This window comes from Streptomyces sp. NPDC107562, from assembly GCF_055657325.1.
Window position 1 is genome coordinate 51596 of sequence record NZ_JBVKBE010000025.1, and the last position, 22327, is coordinate 73922.

Consider the following 22327-nt stretch of genomic DNA (forward strand, 5'->3'; position numbering starts at 1 on the left):
GTAATTCACGGAGGTGCCGACGCGTGGACCTATTTCCCTGCGAAGTAATGCGCGCGGAATATCCGGTGGATTGATTCCATGGAAAACCGACGGGGAAATTCGGTCCGAATTTCAGCGGACCTGGCGCCCACCTACGCGTACCGCCCCGCCGGGCCGCGGGTGACCCGGCGAGGTGCCGGCGGCCGGACAGGGCGCCCGTCCCGCCTGACGCGGCCGTCGGTCGCACTCATGAACGAGGGGCAACATTCGCATGAAGCATGTCGAATGCACTTACCGACGGCGATCGCGTATCACTCCCGCCTCACTAACCTGCGTGTGCCGCGCCGTCGACGAACCAGCGTCGGCTCGTGCGGCTTCCTGATGTCGGGAACAGGGGAAACGCAGGGGTGGGGATGGATGGCGGGAAGAAAGGGCGGCGCTGCTGTACCCGGCACGCGCTGTCACATAGACATAGGGGCGGACGGAACCTACGCGTGGCGTCTGACCGCCACGAACGGACGGGTGATCGCCATGGCGGCGGTCACCTACGAGGGTTACGACGAGTGCCGTGCGGCGTTCGAGCGGCTGTGTGCCGAGGTCGCGCATTTACCGGGCGCGGTGCACCACACGTCGGAGGGGAGCGGCTGGGTCTGGCGGCTGCGGGACCGGGCCGGCGGCGCCGTGGCCGTCTCGTCACGCGCCTACGAGCGGCACTCGACGTGCCAGGCCGCCTACGAGCGCTTTCGGGCGCTGCTCACCGAAATCGGGTCGGGCGGAGCGATTCCGTGGGACGACGCGGAGTGAGCGCGCCGAGCAGATGACGACGCGAGAGAGCGTCGGCTGAGCAGATCACGACGACGCCGGGCCGACGGCTCGGCGCGCACGCAACGGGGCCCGGGCCCGCCGCACCGGCGGGCCCGGGCCCCACGCGTGTTCCCGGGCCCGTACCCCGTACGCGTTCCGTCGTCGCCGCGTTCACGTCAACCCCCGAAGTTGCCCCTCGGGGTCGCCTAGTTCACATGGGTGTGCGCGGGCGTCCACCGTTTCTCTGGAGCGTCAACACATGTGACGACGCTAAGAGATGAGCGACCAGTGGTCCCGGCGGACGACCCTCGAAGACGCCTGCACGTCGACCCCGGCGTGCCCGACCGGGTCTTCCGCGGGGTACTGCGCGGCGGCGGCTCCCTGGTGCTCGCGATCATGCTGCTCGTCGGCGGCTTCCTCACCTACCGGGCCTGGCAGGCGCTGGAGGTCGCGCAGTGGGACTTCATCACCACCGAGGCGTGGGAGCCGGAAGGCCGTAACTTCGGCATCGCCGCGGTGCTGGTCGGCACGATCCTGATCGCCCTCGTCGCCATCGTCTTCGCGGTCCCGCTGGCGCTCGGCACGGCGCTGTACATCTCCGAGTACGCGCCGGCACGGATCAAACAGACGCTCATCAGCGTCGTCGACCTGATGGCCGCCGTGCCGTCGGTGGTCTACGGCCTGTGGGGCCTGTTCTTCTTCCAGGGACACGTCGTCACGGTGTCGCGCTGGATCTCCACGTACTTCGGCTGGATCCCGGTCTTCAAGGTCGACGGCGCCGACCCGACCGACCCCCTCGCCACCGCGACCGTCTTCACGTCGTCCACGTTCATCGCGGGCATGGTGGTGTCCCTGATGGTCGCGCCGATCATCTGCTCGGTGATGCGGGAGGTGTTCTCGCAGGCCCCGGTCGGCGAGCGGGAGGGCGCCTACGCGCTCGGCGCCAACCGCTGGGGCATGATCCGCAGCGTCGTCCTGCCCTTCGGCAAGGGCGGAATGATCGGCGGCACCATGCTGGGCCTCGGCCGGGCGCTCGGCGAGACCATCGCCGTCTACCTGATCATCTCGCCGGTCTTCCAGATCCAGCCGCACATCCTGCAGAACGGCACCAACTCCGTCTCCTCCCTCATCGCCCTGCGCTACGGCGAGGCGACCGAGTTCGGCATGTCCGCGCTGATGGCCGCCGGCCTCGCGCTCTTCCTGATGACCCTCGTCGTGAACTTCGCCGCGTCCTCGATCGTCGCCCGCAGCCGTTCCGGCGCGACGAGCGACACCTGAGGAGACCGAGCCAGATGACCGTCACCACGCCACAGAGCCCGCCGAGCGACCAGGAGCCGCGGGGCGGACCGCGCCAGGCGGCGCCGCAGCAGCCCGCCGGCCCCGGCACGACCCTGCCCGGCCGCCTCGCCGGCGGGAGCGGCACCCTCGGGGAGTCCCGCAGGAACCTGTCCACGCTGCGCGCCACGGACGTGTACGCGATGCTGGGCGCCGCGGCCGCGTCGCTCTCCCTGACCTGGCTGATGTTCGACCGGCTGCTGCCCTTCAACGGCGCGCTCGGCTTCGTCGTCATCTCCTACGTGCTGTTCATCGGCCTGTACGCGCTGGTGGTCTCGTTCGACGAGGACGGCCCCGCCGTACGGGACCGGGTGGCCGCCGCCGTCGTCCAGAGCCTCGGCGTCGTGATGCTGGCCGCGCTCGCCTTCGTCGTCGTCTACACCCTCTACGAGGGCCGTGAGGCGCTGCCGCACCTGAACTTCTACACGGAGTCCATGGCGGCCGCGGGCCCGCTGGAGCCGCTCGGCGTCGGCGGCATCCTGCACGCCATCGTCGGCACGCTGTGGCAGATCGGCATCGCGCTGGTGATCTGCATCCCGACCGGGCTCGTCTGCGCGGTCTTCCTCAACGAGATCCCGGGCCGCTTCAGCCGGTTCGTGCGCACCATCGTCGAGGCGATGACCGCGCTGCCCTCCATCGTGGCCGGCCTGTTCATCTACGCGACCTTCATCCTGGCGCTCGGCTTCGACCGCTCCGGACTCGCCGCGGCGCTCGCCATCTCCGTGATGATGCTGCCGATCATCATCCGCGCCGCGGACGTGGTGATCCGGCTGGTCCCCGGCACGCTGCGGGAGGCGTCGTACGCGCTCGGCACCTCCCGCTGGCGCACGGTCTGGCACGTGGTGCTGCCGACGTCCCGGTCCGGTCTGACGACGGCGGTCATCCTCGGCACCGCGCGCGGCGTCGGCGAGACCTCGCCGGTGCTGCTGACCGCCGGGTACACCGCGGAGCTGAACACCAACCCGCTCCAGGACCCGATGGTCTCGCTGCCGCTCGCGGCCTTCGAACTCGTCAAGTCCCCCGAGGCCAGCTACATCGCCCGCGGCTTCGGCACCGCGGCGGTCCTGCTGGTGCTGGTGCTGATCCTGTTCGTCCTCGCCCGCTTCTTCGGCGGCCGCGGACCGGGTCAGCTGACGCGCCGCCAGGAACACCGGCGTGTGCGGGCCTCCCGCCGCGACGCCAAGCGCTTCACCTCGCAGGCCCACGCCCCGTCCGTCCCGCCGTCAGCCCGTAACGCACCGACGAGGAGCACCCCGTGATTTCCGCACCTGTCCGACGTCCACGCGCGCTGCGCGTGTACCAGGCGCTGGCGCTGTTCGTCGCCTTGGTCTGCGCGCTGCTGGCCCTCAACCCGCCGCACGCGCAGGCCGCCACCTACACCAAGATCAGTGGCTCCGGCTCGACATGGAGCGCCAACGCCATCGAGCAGTGGCGCCGCAACGTCCGCCAGCAGGGCATGACGGTGAACTACGCGTCGGTCGGCTCGACGATCGGCCGCAACCAGTTCCGTGACGGCACCTCGGACTTCGGCGTCTCCGAGATCCCCTACGGCCTCAACGACCTCGGCAACACGGACTCCCCGCCGTCGCGCAAGTACGCGTACATGCCGATCGTCGCCGGTGGTACGTCGTTCATGTACAACCTGCGGATCGGCGGGCAGCGCGTCACCAACCTGCGGCTCTCGGGCGACGTCATCACGAAGATCTTCACCGGCAGGATCACCATGTGGAACGCGGCCGAGATCAAGGCCGACAACCCCAAGCTGAACCTGCCGGCCCGCCGGATCGTCCCGGTGGTGCGCTCCGACGGCTCGGGCACGACCGCGCAGTTCACGCTGTGGATGTCCAAGCAGTACGGCTCCCTGTGGAACGACTACTGCCGCCGCGCCGGCAAGCAGACGCCCTGCGGCCTGACCTCGTACTTCCCGAACATCCCGGGCTCCGGATTCGTGTCCCAGTCCACCTCGCTCGGCGTCGCGGGCTACACCCGCCAGCCGCAGGCCGAGGGCGCGATCACCTACGTCGAGTACTCCTACGCGCGCAACGCCGGCTTCCCCGTGGTCAAGGTCCTGAACAAGTCGGGCTACTACGTCGAGCCGACCGCGTCCAGCGTGGCGGTGGCGCTGACCAAGGCGAGGATCAACAACGACCCGCGCTCGGCGACCTACCTCACCCAGAACCTGGACAGCGTCTACAGCTTCGGCGACCGCCGCACCTACCCGCTCTCCAGCTACAGCTACATGATCATCCCCACCAAGGAGGAGGCGGGCTTCACCAAGGCCAAGGGCCGGACGCTGAGCGCCTTCAACAACTACTTCCTCTGCGAGGGCCAGCAGCAGGCCGACCGCCTCGGCTACTCGCCGCTGCCGAAGAACCTGGTCGAGGCCGGCATGGAGCAGACGAGGAGGATCCCCGGCGCCGAGACCGGCAACATCGACATCAACCGGTGCAACAACCCGACCTTCTCCGGCGGCAGGAACCTGCTGATCGAGAACGCCCCGTACCCGAAGGCGTGCGACAAGAAGGGCGCGGACCAGTGCGCCACCGGTACCGGCGGCGCCAAGCAGCCCACCACCCAGACCGGCGGCGGCAGCACCGGCGGCGGCTCCGGCACGGGCGGCAGCGGTGGCTCCACCGGCGGTGGCGGCGGCTCGACCGGCGGCTCCGGCGCGACCGGCGGGTCCGGTTCGACGGGCTCGGGCGGTGCGACGGGCGGCTCGGACGGCGGCACCGACGGCGGGGGCACCGGCGGCACGTCCGGGACGACCGGGGGAACGGTCGTCGACCCCGACACCGGCGAGGTCCTCGCCGCCGACCGGACGGCCGGGGACACCTCGGTCGCGGCCAGCCCGGTGTCCCTGGGCACCGGGGACTCCCTGGGCCTGCGGACGGCACTGATGGCGCTGTCCGCGGCGCTGCTGGTGGGTGTGGTGGTCGGGCCCCCGGTGCTCGCGCGGGTGATGGCCGGCAGGACGCGCCGGAAGGGGGGCGCGGCATGACCGCGGTGACGACGCGGCGCCGGCCGCGGATCCCGATCGCCGTGGGGTGCCTGCTGGCCGCGCTGGTGGTGGCCTTGCTGCCGGTGCCGCCGGGCTCCCAGCCGGCGGTGGCGGCGGAGGGTGACTCCTCCGCGGTGACGAAGTCCGGACCGAAGGGGAAGTACGACGACTTCTCCGACCTCGAAGTGACGGTGCATCAGACGAAGGGACTCCGGTCCCAGGGCGTGCGCGTCACCTGGGAAGGCGGCGAGCAGACCCGGGGAAACGGCCAGTTCAACGGCAACTACCTGCAGATCATGCAGTGCTGGGGCGACGACCCCGACGGCCCGGATCCCGAGCAGTGTGTGTACGGCGGATCCGCGGCCGTGGTGGCGGACGGCCAGGGCCGGGTGCTCAACCCCTCACTCGACCAGGACGAGGCGGCCCGGAGCTTCGTGCCGTTCCGCCCGGCCAACCGTGAACCGGCCACGACGCAAGCCTTCGACTACACGTACTTCGGCCCGCTGGACACCAACGAACAGCAGGCGAACCTGACGTTCGCGAACGGCACCGGCGAGACGGTGTTCGAGATGCAGGACGGCATCCAGGCCGACTACCTCGGATGCGGGGTGAACACGGCCCCCGAGGGGAGGCCGGCCGTTCCGCGCCCCTGCTGGCTGGTGGTCGTGCCGCGTGGCATCCACGAGACCAACGGCAACGACATCGGCTTCGGCAGTCTCAGGACCTCGCCGCTCTCCGCGACGAACTGGGCCCAGCGGATCGTCTTCCCGCTGGACTTCCTCCAGGTCGACCAGTTCTGCCCGGACGGGCAGCAGGAGCGCCCCACGGTCGGCTCCGAGCTGTTGACCGACGCGGTCACGTCCTGGCAGCCGCGGCTGTGCACCTCGACGGACAGCACGTTCGGCTTCACCTCGGCCGCCGAGGAGCAGGCCAGGAGCCAGGTGCTGAGCACGTCGGCCGAGACACCCACGCTGGGCTTCACCGTCGATCCCGTGGAGCAGGCGGAGGGCGGGCCGGCGATCGTCCACGCGCCGGTCGCCGTCTCCGGGCCGGCCTTCGCGTTCTTCGTCGAAGGGCCGGACGGTGTCGTCCAGGACATGCGGCTCACACCGCGGCTCGTCGCCAAGATGCTCACTCATTCCTATCGAAATGATGTTGCCCTGGCTCCCGGTCCGGAGCACATCAAGGACAATCCGCTGGACTACACCGAGGATCCGGAGTTCACAAAGCTGAATCCTGATTTTCCCCCGGTTCCCGGGTCCCCCATGAGTTTGATGGTGCCCATCGGAAACTCCGACACGGCCCGGCTGGTGTGGAACTGGCTTCAGTCCGACCCGGAGGCCCGTGACTTTCTGGCGGGAAAGGCGGACCCGAACGGGATGAAAGTGAATCCGTATTTCGGTGAACTGGGGCTCGACGAGAACTCCACTTTCAACGAGTACCCGAAGGTGGACCCGAGCGAGGGAATCGCGACGGGCTCCGGAGGCGCCAGCCTGCCCTACACCCTCCTGGACATCGCCCCCTACACGGCCGACCTGCACGACGGGGCGGTGCGAGCTCGTCGCGGGAACAACAGCAGGACGATTCTGTGGCAGGCGGGAGGGAACGGCGCACCCGACAAACTCGTCAACGACCCCCCGCTGCCTGGTAGCCGCGCGGTCATGGCGGTCGTCGACGTCCCCTCGGCGGAACGCTACGGACTGCCCGTGGCCAGTCTGCGCAACGCGGACGGTGAGTTCGTCGAGCCGTCGACTTCCTCTCTTCTCGCGGGCGTCGACACCATGCTGCCGTCGTCCGTCGACGCCGGTGTGCTCGAGCCCGACCCGGCACGCGCCAAGGGCCAGGCCTACCCGCTGAGCGCGGTGACCTACGCCGCCGCGTCCGTCGACCAGGACGCCGCGGCCCGCAAGGCGTACGCGGAGTTCATCAGGTATGCCGCCGGTCCGGGCCAGACACCGGGTCTGTCGGCCGGAGAACTGCCCCACGGCTACGCCCCGTTGCCGGCCGACCTGCGCACGCGGGCCGAGAAGGCCGCGGACGACCTGGAGCGCGGAGCCGTTTCCGACAACCCCTCCGGCGAACCGGACCCGGACGACCCGGGCGCCGCGGGTCCGGGGCCGGCCGGCGGCGCCGGAGGGGACTCCTCCGGTGCCGGCACGGCAGGAGGGGCGTCGGGAGCGGGTGGCGCGACCGGCGGCGGCGCGGAGCCGTCGGCGTCGGTGCCGGCCGCCGTGAACGCTTCGGCGGCACCCTCCTCGGGACCTCAGCAAAACGTCGCCGAAGCGAAGGGCGGATTTACGCCCGGAGAGATTATGGGCGTCATCCGCTGGGTCCTTGTCGGCGTTCTCATACTGGGTGGAGCGGCAGGGCTTTCGGGCCCGATAATGCTGCGCCTCGCGCATCGGCGGACTCCCTAGGAGACACCTCGTAAGCCTGCTCGTAACCTTTCCCTCGCTGGGAATTGGTGGCCACTGCCAGGAAATGTTGGAAATGTATGCGGTGGCCGATCGACGGGTCGGCAGCACAGCAATCCGGATTCAGCTTGAACGTCCAGCCTTCGAAATCCGAAACAAGGAGATCAGAAGTGAACGTCAAGTCTCGCGCCAAGGTCGGCGCCGCGGTTCTCGGTGCCGCGGCCCTCGGTGTCGGCATCATGTCCACCCCGGCGTCGGCGGACTACACGACCCCGCCGTTCCGTGCGCTGGCCGGTGTCGGTTCCGACACGACGCAGTACGTGGTGAACGGCCTTGGCGAGGTCGCGGTGGACGCCGGCGGCAACAAGATCGTCGGTTCCTGGAACGCCACCGGTTCCGCCACGATCACCCCGAAGGCCGACGCGCACTGTGCGAACATCGCGCGTCCGAACGGCTCTTCGGCCGGTATCGACCGACTGCTCGCCGACATCAACAACACGGCCCAGTCCGACTGTGTCGACTTCGCCCGTTCCTCGCGGGGTCCGTCGACCGCGGGCTCGACCCTCACCTTCATCCCGTTCGGCAAGGACGCGGTCACCTACGCGACCGACCTGGGCAGCACCCTGCCGAGCAACCTGTCCATCGCGCAGCTGCAGTCCATCTACCGCAACTGCACCTTCGTGGACGCCGGTGTCACCAAGACGGTCTCCAAGGCGCTGCTGCCGCAGGCCGGTTCCGGTACCCGCACCTACTGGCTGTCGTCCATCGGTGTCACCGAGGCGGAGATCACCACGGCCAAGAACGCCGGCTGCGTCGACGACACGGTCCAGGAGCACGACGGCGTCGCGCTCGCGAGCGGCACCCAGATCATGCCGTACTCGGTCGCCCAGTGGATCGCCCAGGGCAAGGGCTTCGCGGACGTTCCGAACCGCCGTGGCGAGTCGCGTCTGCGCAGCATCGCGGGCGTGGCGCCGACCACCGGTTCGGGCAGCGCGCTCGCCCTGAACCCGAACTTCACCTTCGCGCGCGACGTCTACAACGTCGTCCCCACCGCCAAGCTCGGTGACGCGAACATCGCGCGCGCCTTCGTCGGTGCCACCTCCCAGGTCTGCCAGAACATCGCCACCGTCAAGAACTACGGCTTCGGCGACCTGAGCGCCGACTCCGCGCCGTCCAACTGCGGTGACACCAGCACCACCGGCAACCGGTAATCGCTGATCGTCATCCGCACCACCGCGTGACGGCCGGGCACCGACCAGGTGCCCGGCCCCACGCGCTGTCCATGAGTCCGTGCAGCCAACAGTCCCCCGGGGGGCCTCCGCAATGACAGTGCTCCAACCCTTCCGAAGAGCGGCCGCGATCCTGGCCGCCTGTGCCGTGCTCGTCGCGGGCGTCGTGGCCCTCGTCGCGTCCCAGTCCCAGCCTGCCCGGGCGGCGTCCATCGGGGACTTCACCATCGCGTCCGGCGGCAGCCTGAGCGACCCCGAGCCGCTCGGCACGACTCTGGGGATTCCCGCCGCGTGTCCCGACGTCACGATCGAGGACATCAACTGGAACAGCCATCTCAACCTCTACCTCGTCAAGGCGGACGGCACCGAGGCCACGGTGTTGAGGGGCGTGAGCAACGGCGGGCCGTACACCCAGGCGACCCCGTCGATCTCGCTGGCCGCGGCGGACAACCCCGGCATGGAGGTGCAGAGCCTCGCCGACATCGTCACCAGTGACGGTACGTACGAGTTGCGCGCCTTCTGCGTGGACAACTACGACTTCGCCAAGCCCTCGGAGGAGATCGTCCCCGGCAACCCGTACTGGACCCAGAAGATCACCGTCACCGGTGACACCTGGGCGCAGGGCGAGGGCGCGGAGGCGACCAGCACCGAGCTGACGTACAGCCCCTCCCAGGTGGAACCCGGGCAGACGGTGAAGCTCACCGCCACCGTCACGCCGTCCGATGCGACCGGGAACGTGGCCTTCCTGGACGGCGACACCCCGCTCGGTCAGGCCGCGATCGCCAACGGCAAGGCCGAACTCACCACCCCCGCTCTGGCCGACGGGCCGCACGACTTCACCGCCCGCTTCGTCCCGGCGAACACCGCCGTGTGGGGCGCCTCCGAGTCCGAGCCCGTCAGGCTCACCGTCCAGCTGCCCCGGGTGGAGCTCCGCAACGCCCAGGGCGAGCGGCTGCCGGATGTCCCGGAGCTGGAGCGCGGTCAGCAGGTGAAGCTCATCGTCCGGCGCTGCACGGCCGGCGAGGAGTACACGCCGGCCCTCGACAAGCACGAGGCCGACTTCCCCAAGGCCACAGCCGACCCGAACGGAACGGTGACCTGGGCAGCCCTCACCGTGCCCGAGGACGCGGTCGCCGGTGACAACGCCTGGAAGTGGACCCCGGCGTGCGACGGGGGAGCGAACGCCCAGGCGTCCTTCACCCTCGCCGAGCCCTCCGGCGACCCCAGTGGCGAGCCCTCGGACGACCCCTCGGGCGACCCCACCGACGACCCCTCCGGTGACCCCACGGACGACCCGACCGGCGACCCGACCGACGACCCGTCGGGCGACACCTCCGGGACCACGTCCGGCACGACCGGAGGCGACATCGGCGGCAGCACCGGCGGCGACACCGGCGGCAACTCCCCGCAGGGCGGTGGCGGCGGCCTCGCCTCCACCGGCAGCCAGATCGCGCTGTTCTCCGGCATCGGAGCGATCGTCCTCGTCGCGGCCGGCATCTTCGCGGTGCGCTTCGGCCGCCGCAACGGGCTGCTGAGCTTCGGCGAGCCCAGGGCCTGACGGCACTCGGAGCACGGGCGGCGGGACACCACCCCGCCGCCCGCGCCTCCGTATCCCCCTTCGACACCTCTCCACAGGAGCGCACCCCGTGACCGTGCTGTCCCCGCCCCCGCCGGCCGTGGCGCCACCGGCAGCGGCGTCCTCACCCGAGCCCGCCGCCGGGCCGCCGCGGGCCGAACGCGCCGGCTTCGCGTTCGCCGGGGTCGCGCTGTGCCTGCTCGCCGCGCTGCTGCTCGGCTTCGCCGCCAACCTGACGATCGTCGGCCACCTCCAGCACACCCGCGACCAGCAGACGGCGTACGACGAACTCCGCCGCCAACTCGCCCTCGGTGTCGCACCGGTGGGCCAGCAGACCTACGAGGGCAAGCTGCTGGAGCCCGGCGCGCCGGTGGCGCTGCTGCGGATCCCGACGCTGGGCCTGAAGGAGGTCGTCGCCGAGGGCACCACCTCGGGCGTGCTGATGTCGGGCCCCGGCCACCGCCGGGACACCCCGCTGCCGGGACAGGCCGGCACGAGCGTGATCATGGGCCGCCAGTGGGCGTACGGCAGCCCGTTCAACGACCTGCACCGGCTGCCGCCCGGCACCGAGATCCGGGTCACGACCGGGCAGGGCACGGCGACGTACGAGGTCTCGGCCGTCCGACGTGAGGGCGACCCGCTGCCGCCCACCCTCAAGGAGGGCGCGGGCAGGCTCACCCTCATCACTGCCGAGGGCGCGCCCTACACCCCCTCCGGCACGCTCCGTATCGACGCGGAGCTGACCAGCGACGTGATGCCGGCGCCGCCGCGGCCGCTCGCGCCCGGCTGGATCGACGAGTCGGAGCAGGCCATGGGCACGGAAGGCGCGGCCTGGCTGTCCGTCTTCCTGTGGTCGCAGGGCCTGCTGCTCGCCGCCCTGCTCACCATGGCCGCCTACCGCGCGTGGGGCCGCTGGCAGACGTGGATCGTCGCCGTGCCGGTGCTGGCCGCGTTCGGCCTGGCCGTGTCCGGCGCCGCCGCCCGTCTCCTGCCCAACCTGCTCTGACCGACGAGGAGTCAACCCCACCATGTCCGACACGACCGACGCGACCAGCACCCTCGTCGACGAGATCCTGGATCCGACCCAGCAGATGACGGTGGCGAAGCCGCGCAAGCCGGGCGCGGCGACGGCGGAGAGCGACCCCGCCACCCTGGAGGCCGACGCCGTCTCCGCGTGGTTCGGCGACCACAAGGTCCTGGAGCGCGTCTCGCTGACCATGCCCGCGCGCAGGGTGACGGCCCTGATCGGCCCGTCCGGCTGCGGCAAGTCGACGTTCCTGCGGATCCTGAACCGGATGCACGAACTGGTCGGCTCCGCCGCCCTGTCCGGCCGCGTGCTCCTCGACGGCGACGACATCTACGACCGCGGCCGCCGCATCACGCACGCCCGCCGCCACATCGGCATGGTCTTCCAGAAGCCGAACCCCTTCCCGGCGATGTCGATCTACGACAACGTCACCGCGGGCCTCAAGCTCGGCGGCATCAAGGCCGGCCGTGACGACAAGGACCGGCTGGTCGAGGAGTGCCTGACCAAGGCGGGCCTGTGGAAGGAGGTCCGCGATCGCCTCCGCCAGCCCGGCGGCGCGCTGTCGGGCGGCCAGCAGCAGCGTCTGTGCATCGCCCGCTCGCTGGCGGTACGCCCGCGCGTCCTGCTGATGGACGAGCCCTGCTCGGCCCTGGACCCGACGTCGACGCGTCGCATCGAGGAAACCATCCACGAGCTGAAGGAAGAGGTGACCATCGTGATCGTCACCCACAACATGCAGCAGGCGGCCCGCGTCTCCGACCAGTGCGCATTCTTCCTCGCCGAACAGGGCACCCCGGGCGTGATCGTCGAACACGGCGCCACCGACGCGATGTTCCACAGCCCCCAGGACCCCCGCACCACGGACTACGTGAACGGGCGGTTCGGCTGAGCGGTGCCCCGGCCGTCCCCTACGAAGGGATCTCCGCGATGACCGGTACCCCGTGCGCAACGCCCCCAGGACGAGGTGGCCGTGCGGTGCCGCTCGTGGGGGCGGTTCTCGGTGTCGCCGTCTCCGTGGCCCTCGTCGGGTGTGCCGTGCCCGGTGTTCCCGACGAGCCGTCGGCCGGCCCGCCCGCGTCCGCCCCGGTGGCCGAACCGGCCGTCCGGGGCGGGTCCGCAGGGCCCGTGGCGTCCGAGGTCCCCGCCCTGCCCCGCCCGGCGCGGACCCCGGCGGTGGCTCCTGTGCCGCCCGCGCCGACCGGCAGGGGCGTGGGGCCCCTGCCGTCCCCCTCACCCACACCGGCCGCGACCCCCGCGCTTCCGCCGTCCGAGAGCCCCGATCCGCTCCCGTCCGTGTCCCCGACTCCCCGCGTCACGCCCACGAGGAGCCCCTGGACGACACCGTCGCCCCGGACGACGCCCGGTGCACGCAGCGAGGACGGGTCGACCACCCTGCGGATCGGCGACTGGTCGGCCGAGGTCGTCCGGGGCGGTCAGGACGCCGTCGACGCGTGCGAGGACGCCGTGCAGTGGACGGGGCCGGACCTCGGGACCGAGGACGGGTACGCGCTGCGGACCGCCGTCGTCGTGGGCCACGAGTACTGCGGGGGCTTCGACCGGTTCGCCCAGCTGCCCGTGGGGACCACCGTCACCGCCACGACGCCGCGCGGCAGGTTCACGTACCGCGTCTACGCCCACCACGTCTCACCGGGCCGCGGCACGCCCTCCCACGGCCTCTACTGGGGCGACCTCACCCTCCAGTCCTGCGTCGGTGACGACACGGGCTTCAGCTATCTCGTCCGCGAGTGAGCGCGAGTGAGCGCGAGTGTTCGCGAGTGATCCGAGCCATCGAAGGAGAACGGTGTGGAGAAGGAACGGAGGGACGATCCCGGTCCCGTCACGAGCTTCGGCGTCCCCATGGGCGGGACGCTGTTCGCCGGCGGGGTGTGGACGGCCTGGCGCAGCGTCGTGCTCGTGCTCGTCGGTCTCGCCGGACTCCGGCTCGGTGCCGCCTACGGGTCGTGGGTCATCGGGGGCCTGTCCGCGCTCGTGCTGCTGGTGGCCGGGGTGTGGCTGCGGGCCTCGCTGCGCAGCCGGCTGGACGCGCGGCGCCTGGAGCGGAGGGCTGCCCGGGAGCGCGAGTGACGGCACCTGCCCGGCGCGCCTGCCCCGGCCGTGTGTTGTTCATCCGGGCTTCTCCCCTCGGAGTCGGCCAGGAGCCCTCATGCCGCCCGCCGCTGCCTAGCGTCGGTCGCGGAAACCGGAACCGTCACCTCGGCAACAGGAGTGTGCTGATGTCCCGTCCGCTCACCAGACCCTTCCACGAGGCGGGCGAACGGCTGCGCGGCCGGCGTGGACTGCGCGGCTCCGTCGTCGCGACGGTGGCCACCGTGGCCACGGCACTGCTCACCGCGGGCTCCCAGGCGCCGGGGCACCTCGGTGCACAGCAGGCGTCGCGCGACGGAGGGATGAGCGTGCCCGGCGGATTCGTGCCGCCGGACGCCGCGCTGCCGGAGGTTTCCTCGCAGGGCGACGACTCGTACCACGTCGAACTCCCGCCCCTGAAGGACGTGGAGGCCGTCGAGGAGGTGGGGGGCGAGGAGGCCGCGAAGCCGGCTCCCCGGCGCATCGAGACCGAGGCCGGGCTGCCGTCCACCGTGTTCGCCGCCTACCGACGGGCCAGTGCCTCGGTCGGGCGCACGGATCCCTCGTGCCGGCTGAAGTGGGAACTGCTCGCCGCCATCGGCAAGGTGGAGTCCGGGCACGCGAGCGGCGGCGCCGTGGACGCCGACGGCGACACCCTCACCCGTATCACCGGCCCCGCCCTCGACGGCAACGGCTTCGCGCTGATCCTCGACAGCGAGGGCGGGCGGTGGGACGGGGACGCCGTGTACGACCGGGCCGTCGGGCCCCTGCAGTTCCTGCCGACCACCTGGAAGACCTGGGGCGCCGACGGCAACGGCGACGGCACCGCGAACCCGAACAACATCTTCGACGCCGCCCTGGCCGCGGGACACTACCTGTGCGCGGGTGGGCGGGACCTCGGTACGGCCGCCGGACTGGAGCGGGCGATCCTCAGCTACAACTACTCGCGTGACTACCTGAACCTCGTCCTCGGCTGGATGGAGTTCTACCTGCGGGGTGTGCACGCCGTTCCCGACGGGACGGGCGTCGTCCCGGAGAGCCCAGGGGCGGCAGCGGGAACCCCGCCACCGGGCCGGTGACCGAGGCGGGGAGCGGGGCCGGGGGCGGCGCCGGGGGCGGGAACGGGAACGGCTCCGGCGGCGGTGCCACGGCCGCGCCTGACGGGCCCACGTCGCCCGAGCCGCCCACGCCGTCCGACGGTGCGAGTCCCGGCTCCACACCCGGGCCGTCCGCCACGCCGGATGACGGGCCCTCCGACGGGCCGGGGGGCCAGCCCTCCTCCACGCCGGGTGGCGAGCCCTCCGACGAGCCCACGCCGACTGGGACGCCGGGCGACACCGCCTCGCCCACTCCGGGCGAGAGTCCCTCGGAGACCACCCCGGAACCCGAGCCGTCGACCGAGGCCCCGGCGTCCCCCTCGCCCGGCGAGACCACCGGGAGCCCCGAGAGCCCTGAGAGCCCTGAGAGCCCTGAGAGCCCTGAGAGCCCTGAGCCCACCTCGTCCGACATCAGCGCCCCGGCCGCCGGCTGACCGGACCGCGGTGGGGAAGGCACCTGCCCGACACGGGTTCGGCCGGTGATCCGTTGCCGAGAATCCCGTGCCGGGCCTGCGCCCGGCGTCCCGCGGGGGGTGTTCCGAAGTGCGGGACACCTGCGGGCGGATGCGTCCAAGGGGGGGGTGAGGAGCGCATCCGCACTTCCCCCAGCGTGGGACGCGCGGGAGCGGAGCAGACAGCCGGGGGGAGTGCTACAGCCCAACTCCCGGTGAATCGGGGAACCCTTGGGGACGGCGGGCCGGCGGCGGGCGCCGCCCGGCTCGCGTGCCGCGGTGCCTCAGATGCCCGCCGCCTCGGACAGGTCCCGCTTGATCGCCGCCAGCAGGTCCGTCGCCTTGGCGCGGGCCGCGGGGAGGTCGGCGTGTGCCGTGACGGGCACCACGACCTCCAGGTAGCACTTCAGCTTCGGCTCCGTGCCGCTGGGACGGACGATCACGCGGGCGCCGTCGAGGGTGTAGCGCAGGCCGTCCGTGGGCGGCAGCGTGTCCGTGCCCCGGGTGAGGTCCTCGGCGTTCGTGACCGGCAGGCCCGCGAGCCGCGTGGGCGGCTGCTCGCGCAGGCGGCGCATGGCGTCGGCGATCACCGAGAGGTCCTGGACGCGGACCGAGAGCTGGTCGGTGGCGTGCAGGCCGTGTGCGACCGCGAGGTCGTCGAGGAGGTCGAGGAGGGTGCGGTCCTCCGCCTTGAGGGTGGAGGCCAGTTCCGTGATCAGGAGCGCCGCCGTGATGCCGTCCTTGTCGCGTACGCCGTCCGGGTCGACGCAGTAGCCGAGGGCCTCCTCGTAGCCGTACCGGAGGTTCTCGACGCGGGCGATCCATTTGAAGCCCGTGAGGGTCTCCTCGTGGGCCAGGCCCGCCTTCGCGGCGATGCGGCCGAGGAGGGAGGAGGAGACGATCGACTCCGCGAAGGTGCCCTGCGCTCCGCGGGTCACCAGGTGGGCGGCGAGGAGGGAGCCCACCTCGTCGCCGCGCAGCATCCGCCAGTCGTCGCCGTCCTGGACGGCCACCGCGCAGCGGTCCGCGTCCGGGTCGTTGGCGATGATCAGGTCGGGGTGCGTCTCCCGGGCCTTGGCGAAGGCCAGGTCCATCGCGCCGGGCTCCTCCGGGTTGGGGAACGCCACCGTGGGGAAGTCCGGGTCGGGGTCGGCCTGCTCGGGGACGAGGGCGGGGGCCGGGAAGCCCGCGCGGTCGAAGGCGGCGAGGAGGGTGTCCTTGCCGACGCCGTGCATGGCCGTGTAGACGGTGCGGGCGGTGCGGGGGGAGCCGGCGGCGAGGACGGCGTCCGTGCGGGCCAGGTAGGCGTGCAGGACGGCGTCGTCGAGGGTTTCCCAGCCTTCGGTGGGGCGGGGGACCGTGGTGAGGGAGGGGATGGCGGCGATCTCGGCGGCGATGTCCGTGTCGGCGGGCGGGACGATCTGGGAGCCGTCGCCGAGGTAGACCTTGTAGCCGTTGTCGCGGGGCGGGTTGTGGCTGGCGGTGACCTCCACGCCGGCGACCGCGCCGAGGTGCCTTATGGCGAAGGCGAGGACGGGGGTGGGCAGGGGGCGGGGGAGGACGGCGGCGCGGAGGCCGGCGCCGGTCATGACGGCGGCGGTGTCGCGGGCGAAGTCGGCCGACTTGTGGCGGGCGTCGTAGCCGATGACGACGAGGCCGTCCTCGTGGCCCTGCTTCCTGAGGTACGCGGCGAGACCGGCCGCGGCGCGGATGACGACCGTGCGGTTCATGCGCATCGGGCCGGCGCCGAGTTCGCCGCGGAGGCCGGCGGTGCCGAACTGGAGGGTGCCGGCGAAGCGGGCGGCGAGTTCGGTGACGTCCTTGGTGTCGATCAGGTGGGCCAGCTCGGCACGGGTGTCCGGGTCCGGGTCCTCGGCGAGCCATGACTGGGCCTGGGCGAGGAGGTCGTCTTGCACGGTCGGTCAGCCTCTCGTCGGGGGTGGTGCGGGTGCGGTGCGATGCCTGCGGCGCCTGCGGCTGTCCGGCGGGGGTTGATGGCGCGCGGGGGGTGCGGGTCTCGTCGGGGGGCGGGTCGGGGGGTGTCCGTCCTCGGGACGGCGCGGAATCGGTCTCTTACCGACGTACCCGTGTTGACGCGCCAACCGCTGCGGGCGGACACCCCCGGACCCGCCCCCTTCCCGCCGTGCGCGGCTGCCGCGCCATGGGACGCCGTGCGCCCCGTCCGGGTGCCGGTTACAGGCGGGCCAGGACCTGGGTCAGGAGGGAGCCCATCCGGGTGGCGGAGTCGCGGCCTGCCTGGAGGACCTCCTCGTGGTTGAGGGGCTCTCCGGTCATGCCGGCGGCGAGGTTGGTGACGAGGGAGATGCCGAGGACCTCCGCGCCGGCCTCGCGTGCCGCGATGGCCTCCAGGACCGTCGACATGCCCACCAGGTCCGCGCCGATCACGCGGGCCATGCGGATCTCGGCCGGCGTCTCGTAGTGCGGGCCGGGGAACTGGGCGTAGACGCCTTCCTCCAGCGTGGGGTCGACCTCCTTGCACAGGGCGCGCAGGCGGGGCGAGTAGAGGTCGGTCAGGTCGACGAAGTTCGCGCCCACGATGGGGGAGGTCGCCGTGAGGTTGATGTGGTCGCTGATCAGGACCGGCTGGCCGGGGCGCATGCCCTCGCGCAGGCCGCCGCAGCCGTTGGTGAGCACGATCGTCTTGCTGCCGGCGGCGACGGCGGTGCGGACGCCGTGCGCCACGGCGGCGACGCCGCGGCCCTCGTAGTAGTGCGTGCGGCCGAGGAAGACCAGGGCGCGCTTGTCGCCGATCCGGTACGAGCGGATCTTGCCGCCGTGCCCGGCGACCGCGGGCGGCGGGAACCCGGGCAGCTCGGTGACGTGGAACTCGGCCTCGGGAGCGCCCAGGGCGTCCACGGCCGGTGCCCAGCCCGAGCCCATCACGAGGGCGACGTCGTGGGACTCGGCGCCGGTCAGTTCGCGCAGGCGAGCGGCGGCGGCGTCGGCGGCGGCGTAGGGGTCGCCCTGGATGTCGTCCGGAAGAAGAGATGCGTTCACGCGGACGAGGGTAGCCGGTCTGGTCCTACGCGCGTAGATGATGAGGTCACGGGATTGCGATCGTTGTCTTGTCGTTTCCGACGAGCGGGGGTCGAGAAGGGGCGTCACGGTCATTCGTCGGCGACGAGGACGTCCTTGTCGTTGAAGGCCTCGACGATGAAGATCAGCAGCCGGCCCCGGCTGACCGTGTACTCCACGATGATGTTCTGGGTGAGCCGGATCGTACGGTCGTCGCCGGTCGAGCCTATGGGGCGCGACACCGAGAGGAAGGGGTCGCGGGCCAGCAGGGAGATGCCCTTGTCGAAGGCGATGCGCTGGTGGTCGTCGAGCCGGTCACGGGCCTCGGCCGCCTGCACCGTGAAGTAGACGTCGTACGTGGTGGGGGACATGCGCTCTCCCGTGGGCGTCGGTCCCCCCAGTCTAGGAGCCGGGGGCCGGGGTCAGCAGGGCCTCTTGCGGAGCTCCATCACGTAGTCGTGGGGCGCGCCCGCCGATTCGGCGGCGTCCGCGATCCCGCCCAGGTAGCGGGCGGAGGGCAGACCGCCCTCGTAGCCGTTGAGAACATAGACCCACGCGCCCTCCTCGCCCTCCAGGGTGTGCACGCGGATGCGCATCCGGCGATAGACGCCGAGGCCGACGCCCACCCACCGGTCGAGTGACTCCTCGTCCATGGGTGCGACGTCGTAGAGGGCGACGAAGACCTGGGAGCCGGGTGACTCGACGAGCGTCGAGAGCGCGCCCTCCCAGCCCATGTGCTCGCCGCCGAACGTCAGCCGCCAGTCGTTCATCCACCCCGTGGCCCGCATCGGCGAGTGGGGGGCGCGGCGGGACATCAGCCGCGCGTCGAGGTTGCCGGCGTAGGCGGCGTAGAGCGACATGGCTCGAGAGTACGGCAGTCGGCCAGCGCGTCACTTCCGTGCCAGGGGTACCTGTGGTAGCTCGGGCAGCCCCCCGGGGCAGTCGCACATCGAAGGGTGCGGGACAATGGAGTACGTGACTCGGATCGTGATCATCGGTGGCGGACCCGGCGGATACGAGGCGGCGCTGGTAGCCGCCCAGCTCGGTGCGGAGGTGACCGTCGTCGACTGCGACGGTCTGGGCGGAGCGTCGGTGCTGACCGACTGCGTGCCGTCGAAGACCCTGATCGCCACGGCCGAGGTGATGACCACCTTCGACTCCTCGTACGAGGAGCTGGGCATCATCGTCGCCGACGACACCCCCCACGTGGAGCAGGCCGCCCGGGTGGTCGGCGTGGACCTCGGCAAGGTCAACCGACGGGTGAAGCGGCTCGCGCTCGCCCAGTCGCACGACATCACCGCCGCCGTGACGCGGGCCGGAGCGCGCGTGATGCGCGGCCGCGGGCGGCTGGAGGGCATGCAGGCGCTCGACGGATCGCGCAAGGTCGTCGTCCGGGCCGCGGACGGGAGCGAGGAGACGCTCGTCGCGGACGCGGTGCTCATCGCCACCGGCGGGCACCCCCGTGAGCTGCCCGACGCCCGGCCCGACGGTGAGCGGATCCTGAACTGGACGCAGGTCTACGACCTCGACGAGCTCCCCGAGGAGCTGATCGTGGTCGGGTCCGGTGTGACCGGTGCCGAGTTCGCGGGCGCCTACCAGGCACTCGGTTCCAAGGTCACGCTGGTCTCCTCCCGGGACCGGGTGCTGCCGGGCGAGGACCCGGACGCGGCCGCCGTCCTGGAGGACGTCTTCCGACGGCGCGGCATGAACGTCATGGCGCGTTCGCGGGCCGCCTCCGCCAAGCGGGTCGGCGACCGGGTCGAGGTCACCCTCTCCGACGGCCGGGTCATCACCGGCTCGCACTGCCTGATGGCCGTCGGCGCCATCCCCAACACCGAGGGCATGGGACTGGAGGAGGCCGGGGTCCGGCTGAAGGAGTCCGGGCACATCTGGACCGACCGGGTCTCGCGCACCAGCGCCCCCGGCGTCTACGCCGCCGGTGACGTCACGGGGATCTTCGCCCTGGCGTCCGTCGCGGCCATGCAGGGCCGTATCGCGATGTACCACTTCCTCGGCGACGCGGTGGCCCCGCTGAACCTGAAGACCGTCTCGTCCAACGTCTTCACCGACCCCGAGATCGCCACCGTCGGCTACAGCCAGGCCGACGTCGACGGCGGTGTCATCGACGCCCGGGTGGTGAAGCTGCCGCTGCTGCGCAATCCGCGCGCGAAGATGCAGGGCATCCGGGACGGCTTCGTCAAGATCTTCTGCCGTCCGGGGACGGAGATCGTGGTGGGCGGTGTGGTGGTGGCGCCGCGCGCTTCCGAACTCATCCATCCGATCTCGATCGCCGTCGACAACAATCTGACGGTCGAACAGATCGCGAACGCGTTCACCGTCTACCCCTCCCTTTCGGGGTCGATCGCGGAGGTGGCCCGCCAGCTCCACACCCGGAAGGCCACCGGCGAGGCCTGACGCTCCGGACGGCCGAAAGTGACTCCTCGCTGGTCACGGGGAGTTGCCGACCATGCGTTCGGCATAGGCGGCCCGGGTAGGCTGCTATACCACTTCCCGCTGACGTGTGCGAACAACTTCTGTTATTCGGCGCAAACTGCTGAAACCAGACGGTCGTTGGGGTTACTGTCAGTTTCGTGTTCGCTGCAGAACGTCGCCAGTTGATCCTCGAAATGGTGCGCGCCAACGGAGCCGTGTCGCTCCGTGAGCTCGCCCGCGTCGTCCAGACCTCCGAAGTGACCGTACGGCGGGACGTGCGCGCACTGGAGGCAGAAGGACTCCTAGACCGCCGGCACGGCGGTGCGGTATTGCCGGGCGGATTCACGCGGGAATCCGGCTTTCCGCAGAAGTCGCATCTCGCGACCGCCGAGAAGACCGCCATCGCCGACCTCGCCGCGAATTTCGTGGAGGAGGGCGAGGCGATCGTGGTCGGGGCCGGTACGACCACCCAGGAGCTGGCCCGCCGGCTCGCCCGGGTCCCCGGCCTGACCGTCGTCACCAACTCCCTGCTCGTGGCACAGGCCCTGGCCCATGCCAACCGGGTGGAGGTGGTGATGACCGGTGGCACGCTCCGCGGTTCCAACTACGCCCTCGTGGGGTCGGGTGCCGAGCAGTCCCTCCAGGGTCTGCGGGTGTCCCGGGCCTTCCTCTCCGGTAGCGGCCTGACCGCCGAACGCGGTCTGTCCACGTCCAACATGCTCTCGGCCTCCGTCGACCGGGCTCTCGTCCAGGCCGCCGCCGAGGTGGTGGTCCTCGCGGACCACACCAAGCTCGGTACGGACACCATGTTCCAGACCGTGCCCACCGATGTGATCACCCGTCTCGTGACCGACGAGCCGCCGGCCCACGACGACCGCGCCGCCACGGAGCTGCAGGCGCTGGCGGACCAGGGCGTCCAGATCGCCGTGGCCGGTACGGGAGCCTCGGGAAACTCCGGTACCACGGGCGGTGAGGGCAACCCGGCGCGCCAGCGCCGGGACGTTCCACTCCCGGGCCCCCGGCGCGGTCAGGTCCCGGGTGCCGGGTCGCCCCTGCGTACGGCGGCCGTCCTCGGCGAGCAGTCGGCGGGCGGGGAGCGGGCGAGGGTGGCCGATCTGCGCCGGCGGTGACGGGGCGTGACCCGGGCCTGAGCGGGCCGCCCTGAGAGGCGGTCCGGCACGTCGTCAAGTCGCCCGGGCGCCTTCCTGAGCGGCCGTCAGGGGGGCGGCGGCGATCGCCGCACCCTCGGCGTGCGCCCGTCGGGACCACGCGTACCGCCCCGGTGGGACACGTCGCGCAGGCGAACGGCCCACAAGGAACGGGAAGCGCCCGGCGGACGGGCGATGCCGTCCGCCGGGCGCTCAGGATGTCCTGCGACCGCTCAGTCCTTGATCTCGCAGATCAGGGCGCCCGAGGTGATCGACGCGCCCACGTCCGCGGTCAGGCCCTTGATGGTCCCGGCCTTGTGGGCGTTGAGGGGCTGCTCCATCTTCATCGCCTCGAGTACGACGATCAGGTCGCCCTCCTTGACGGCCTGACCCTCCTCCACGGCGATCTTGACGATGGTGCCCTGCATCGGCGACGCGAGGCTGTCGCCGGACGCGACCGGGCCCGACTTCTTCGCGGCGCGGCGCTTGGGCTTGGCGCCGGCGGCGAGGCCGGTGCGGGCCAGCGACATGCCGAGGGAGGACGGGAGGGAGACCTCCAGGCGCTTGCCACCGACCTCGACGACGACCGTCTCGCGGTCCAGCTCCTCCTCGGCCTCCGCGTCGGCGGGTGCGGTGAAGGGTTTGATGTCGTTGGCGAACTCGGTTTCGATCCAGCGGGTGTGGACCGTGAAGGGGGCGGTGGAGCCGGACAGT

Annotated in this window: 19 protein-coding genes; 14 read left to right on the plus strand and 5 right to left on the minus strand. The window is 71.6% G+C overall.

Annotated features, from left to right (window positions below):
• Window positions 1-396 precede the first annotated feature (396 nt).
• The 12 genes from ACZ7LV_RS38050 (at window position 397) to ACZ7LV_RS38105 (ending at window position 14526) form a co-directional block, all read left to right on the plus strand.
• Complete coding sequence (locus ACZ7LV_RS38050) at window positions 397-783, plus strand: YegP family protein (RefSeq protein ID WP_471945942.1); 387 nt, start codon at window positions 397-399, stop codon at window positions 781-783.
• A gap of 288 nt (window positions 784-1071) precedes the next feature.
• A complete protein-coding gene (gene pstC, locus ACZ7LV_RS38055; RefSeq protein WP_401672458.1) occupies window positions 1072-2061 on the plus strand; it encodes a phosphate ABC transporter permease subunit PstC in 990 nt (329 codons plus the stop codon).
• A gap of 14 nt (window positions 2062-2075) precedes the next feature.
• Window positions 2076-3377 (plus strand): phosphate ABC transporter permease PstA, encoded by a 1302-nt coding sequence (pstA, locus tag ACZ7LV_RS38060; RefSeq protein WP_471945943.1) that lies wholly within the window; start codon window positions 2076-2078, stop codon window positions 3375-3377.
• The gene (locus ACZ7LV_RS38065) at window positions 3374-5116 is read left to right on the plus strand and encodes a phosphate ABC transporter substrate-binding protein PstS (RefSeq protein ID WP_471945944.1); all 1743 of its coding nucleotides are present in this window, start codon (window positions 3374-3376) and stop codon (window positions 5114-5116) included. The genes pstA and ACZ7LV_RS38065 overlap by 4 nt, the downstream gene beginning before the upstream one ends.
• Window positions 5113-7533 (plus strand): hypothetical protein, encoded by a 2421-nt coding sequence (locus tag ACZ7LV_RS38070; protein ID WP_471945945.1) that lies wholly within the window; start codon window positions 5113-5115, stop codon window positions 7531-7533. Before ACZ7LV_RS38065 ends, ACZ7LV_RS38070 begins: the two co-directional genes overlap by 4 nt.
• A 167-nt stretch (window positions 7534-7700) precedes the next feature.
• A complete protein-coding gene (locus ACZ7LV_RS38075; protein WP_471945946.1) occupies window positions 7701-8741 on the plus strand; it encodes a hypothetical protein in 1041 nt (346 codons plus the stop codon).
• A gap of 112 nt (window positions 8742-8853) precedes the next feature.
• Entirely contained in the window at window positions 8854-10317 is a 1464-nt protein-coding gene (locus tag ACZ7LV_RS38080) for an Ig-like domain-containing protein (protein ID WP_471945947.1), read from the plus strand.
• A gap of 88 nt (window positions 10318-10405) precedes the next feature.
• Window positions 10406-11341: a sortase gene (locus ACZ7LV_RS38085; protein ID WP_471945948.1), complete on the plus strand. Its 936-nt coding sequence runs from the start codon at window positions 10406-10408 to the stop codon at window positions 11339-11341.
• 85 nt (window positions 11342-11426) lie between these two features.
• Window positions 11427-12251, plus strand: a complete 825-nt coding sequence (locus ACZ7LV_RS38090; protein ID WP_471945960.1) for a phosphate ABC transporter ATP-binding protein — start codon at window positions 11427-11429, stop codon at window positions 12249-12251.
• Window positions 12252-12655: 404 nt separating this feature from the next.
• Window positions 12656-13111 carry a hypothetical protein gene (locus ACZ7LV_RS38095; RefSeq protein WP_471945949.1) on the plus strand — a complete coding sequence of 152 codons (456 nt, stop codon included), beginning with the start codon at window positions 12656-12658 and terminating at the stop codon, window positions 13109-13111.
• 54 nt (window positions 13112-13165) lie between these two features.
• On the plus strand, window positions 13166-13447 hold the full coding sequence (locus ACZ7LV_RS38100) for a hypothetical protein (RefSeq protein ID WP_471945950.1): 282 nt from the start codon (window positions 13166-13168) through the stop codon (window positions 13445-13447).
• 149 nt (window positions 13448-13596) lie between these two features.
• Window positions 13597-14526, plus strand: coding sequence for a lytic transglycosylase domain-containing protein (locus ACZ7LV_RS38105; protein ID WP_471945951.1), 930 nt, complete (start codon window positions 13597-13599; stop codon window positions 14524-14526).
• A gap of 754 nt (window positions 14527-15280) precedes the next feature.
• Here ACZ7LV_RS38105 and ACZ7LV_RS38110 read toward each other — a convergent pair.
• The 4 genes from ACZ7LV_RS38110 to ACZ7LV_RS38125 all read right to left on the minus strand — a co-directional run bounded on the left by ACZ7LV_RS38110 (window position 15281) and on the right by ACZ7LV_RS38125 (window position 18892).
• On the minus strand, window positions 15281-16912 hold the full coding sequence (locus tag ACZ7LV_RS38110) for a phospho-sugar mutase (protein WP_471945952.1): 1632 nt from the start codon (window positions 16910-16912) through the stop codon (window positions 15281-15283).
• A 277-nt stretch (window positions 16913-17189) separates the two neighbouring features.
• Entirely contained in the window at window positions 17190-18014 is an 825-nt protein-coding gene (locus ACZ7LV_RS38115; protein ID WP_471945953.1) for a purine-nucleoside phosphorylase, read from the minus strand.
• Window positions 18015-18124: 110 nt separating this feature from the next.
• The gene (locus tag ACZ7LV_RS38120; RefSeq protein WP_471945954.1) at window positions 18125-18403 is read right to left on the minus strand and encodes a type II toxin-antitoxin system RelE family toxin; all 279 of its coding nucleotides are present in this window, start codon (window positions 18401-18403) and stop codon (window positions 18125-18127) included.
• 51 nt (window positions 18404-18454) lie between these two features.
• Window positions 18455-18892 (minus strand): gamma-glutamylcyclotransferase family protein, encoded by a 438-nt coding sequence (locus tag ACZ7LV_RS38125; RefSeq protein WP_471945955.1) that lies wholly within the window; start codon window positions 18890-18892, stop codon window positions 18455-18457.
• A gap of 106 nt (window positions 18893-18998) precedes the next feature.
• Between ACZ7LV_RS38125 and ACZ7LV_RS38130 the strand changes: the two genes are divergently transcribed.
• Window positions 18999-20447, plus strand: a complete 1449-nt coding sequence (locus ACZ7LV_RS38130; protein ID WP_471945956.1) for an NAD(P)H-quinone dehydrogenase — start codon at window positions 18999-19001, stop codon at window positions 20445-20447.
• 176 nt (window positions 20448-20623) lie between these two features.
• The gene (locus ACZ7LV_RS38135; RefSeq protein WP_471945957.1) at window positions 20624-21595 is read left to right on the plus strand and encodes a DeoR/GlpR family DNA-binding transcription regulator; all 972 of its coding nucleotides are present in this window, start codon (window positions 20624-20626) and stop codon (window positions 21593-21595) included.
• Between the two features lie 251 nt (window positions 21596-21846).
• Here ACZ7LV_RS38135 and ACZ7LV_RS38140 read toward each other — a convergent pair.
• Window positions 21847-22327 (minus strand): acyl-CoA carboxylase biotin carboxyl carrier protein subunit (locus tag ACZ7LV_RS38140; protein ID WP_471945958.1); only part of this gene is annotated, 481 nt, incomplete at its 5' end.

Bases quoted from the DNA above. Each gene is read 5' to 3' on its own strand.
- ACZ7LV_RS38125 (WP_471945955.1), bottom strand. From the start codon at position 18,892: ATGTCGCTCTACGCCGCCTACGCCGGCAACCTCGACGCGCGGCTGATG.
- ACZ7LV_RS38130 (WP_471945956.1), top strand. From the start codon at position 18,999: ATGGAGTACGTGACTCGGATCGTGATCATCGGTGGCGGACCCGGCGGA.
- ACZ7LV_RS38090 (WP_471945960.1), top strand. From the start codon at position 11,427: ATGACGGTGGCGAAGCCGCGCAAGCCGGGCGCGGCGACGGCGGAGAGC.
- pstA (WP_471945943.1), top strand. From the start codon at position 2,076: ATGACCGTCACCACGCCACAGAGCCCGCCGAGCGACCAGGAGCCGCGG.
- ACZ7LV_RS38120 (WP_471945954.1), bottom strand. From the start codon at position 18,403: ATGTCCCCCACCACGTACGACGTCTACTTCACGGTGCAGGCGGCCGAG.
- ACZ7LV_RS38105 (WP_471945951.1), top strand. From the start codon at position 13,597: ATGTCCCGTCCGCTCACCAGACCCTTCCACGAGGCGGGCGAACGGCTG.
- ACZ7LV_RS38050 (WP_471945942.1), top strand. From the start codon at position 397: ATGGCGGGAAGAAAGGGCGGCGCTGCTGTACCCGGCACGCGCTGTCAC.
- ACZ7LV_RS38080 (WP_471945947.1), top strand. From the start codon at position 8,854: ATGACAGTGCTCCAACCCTTCCGAAGAGCGGCCGCGATCCTGGCCGCC.
- ACZ7LV_RS38070 (WP_471945945.1), top strand. From the start codon at position 5,113: ATGACCGCGGTGACGACGCGGCGCCGGCCGCGGATCCCGATCGCCGTG.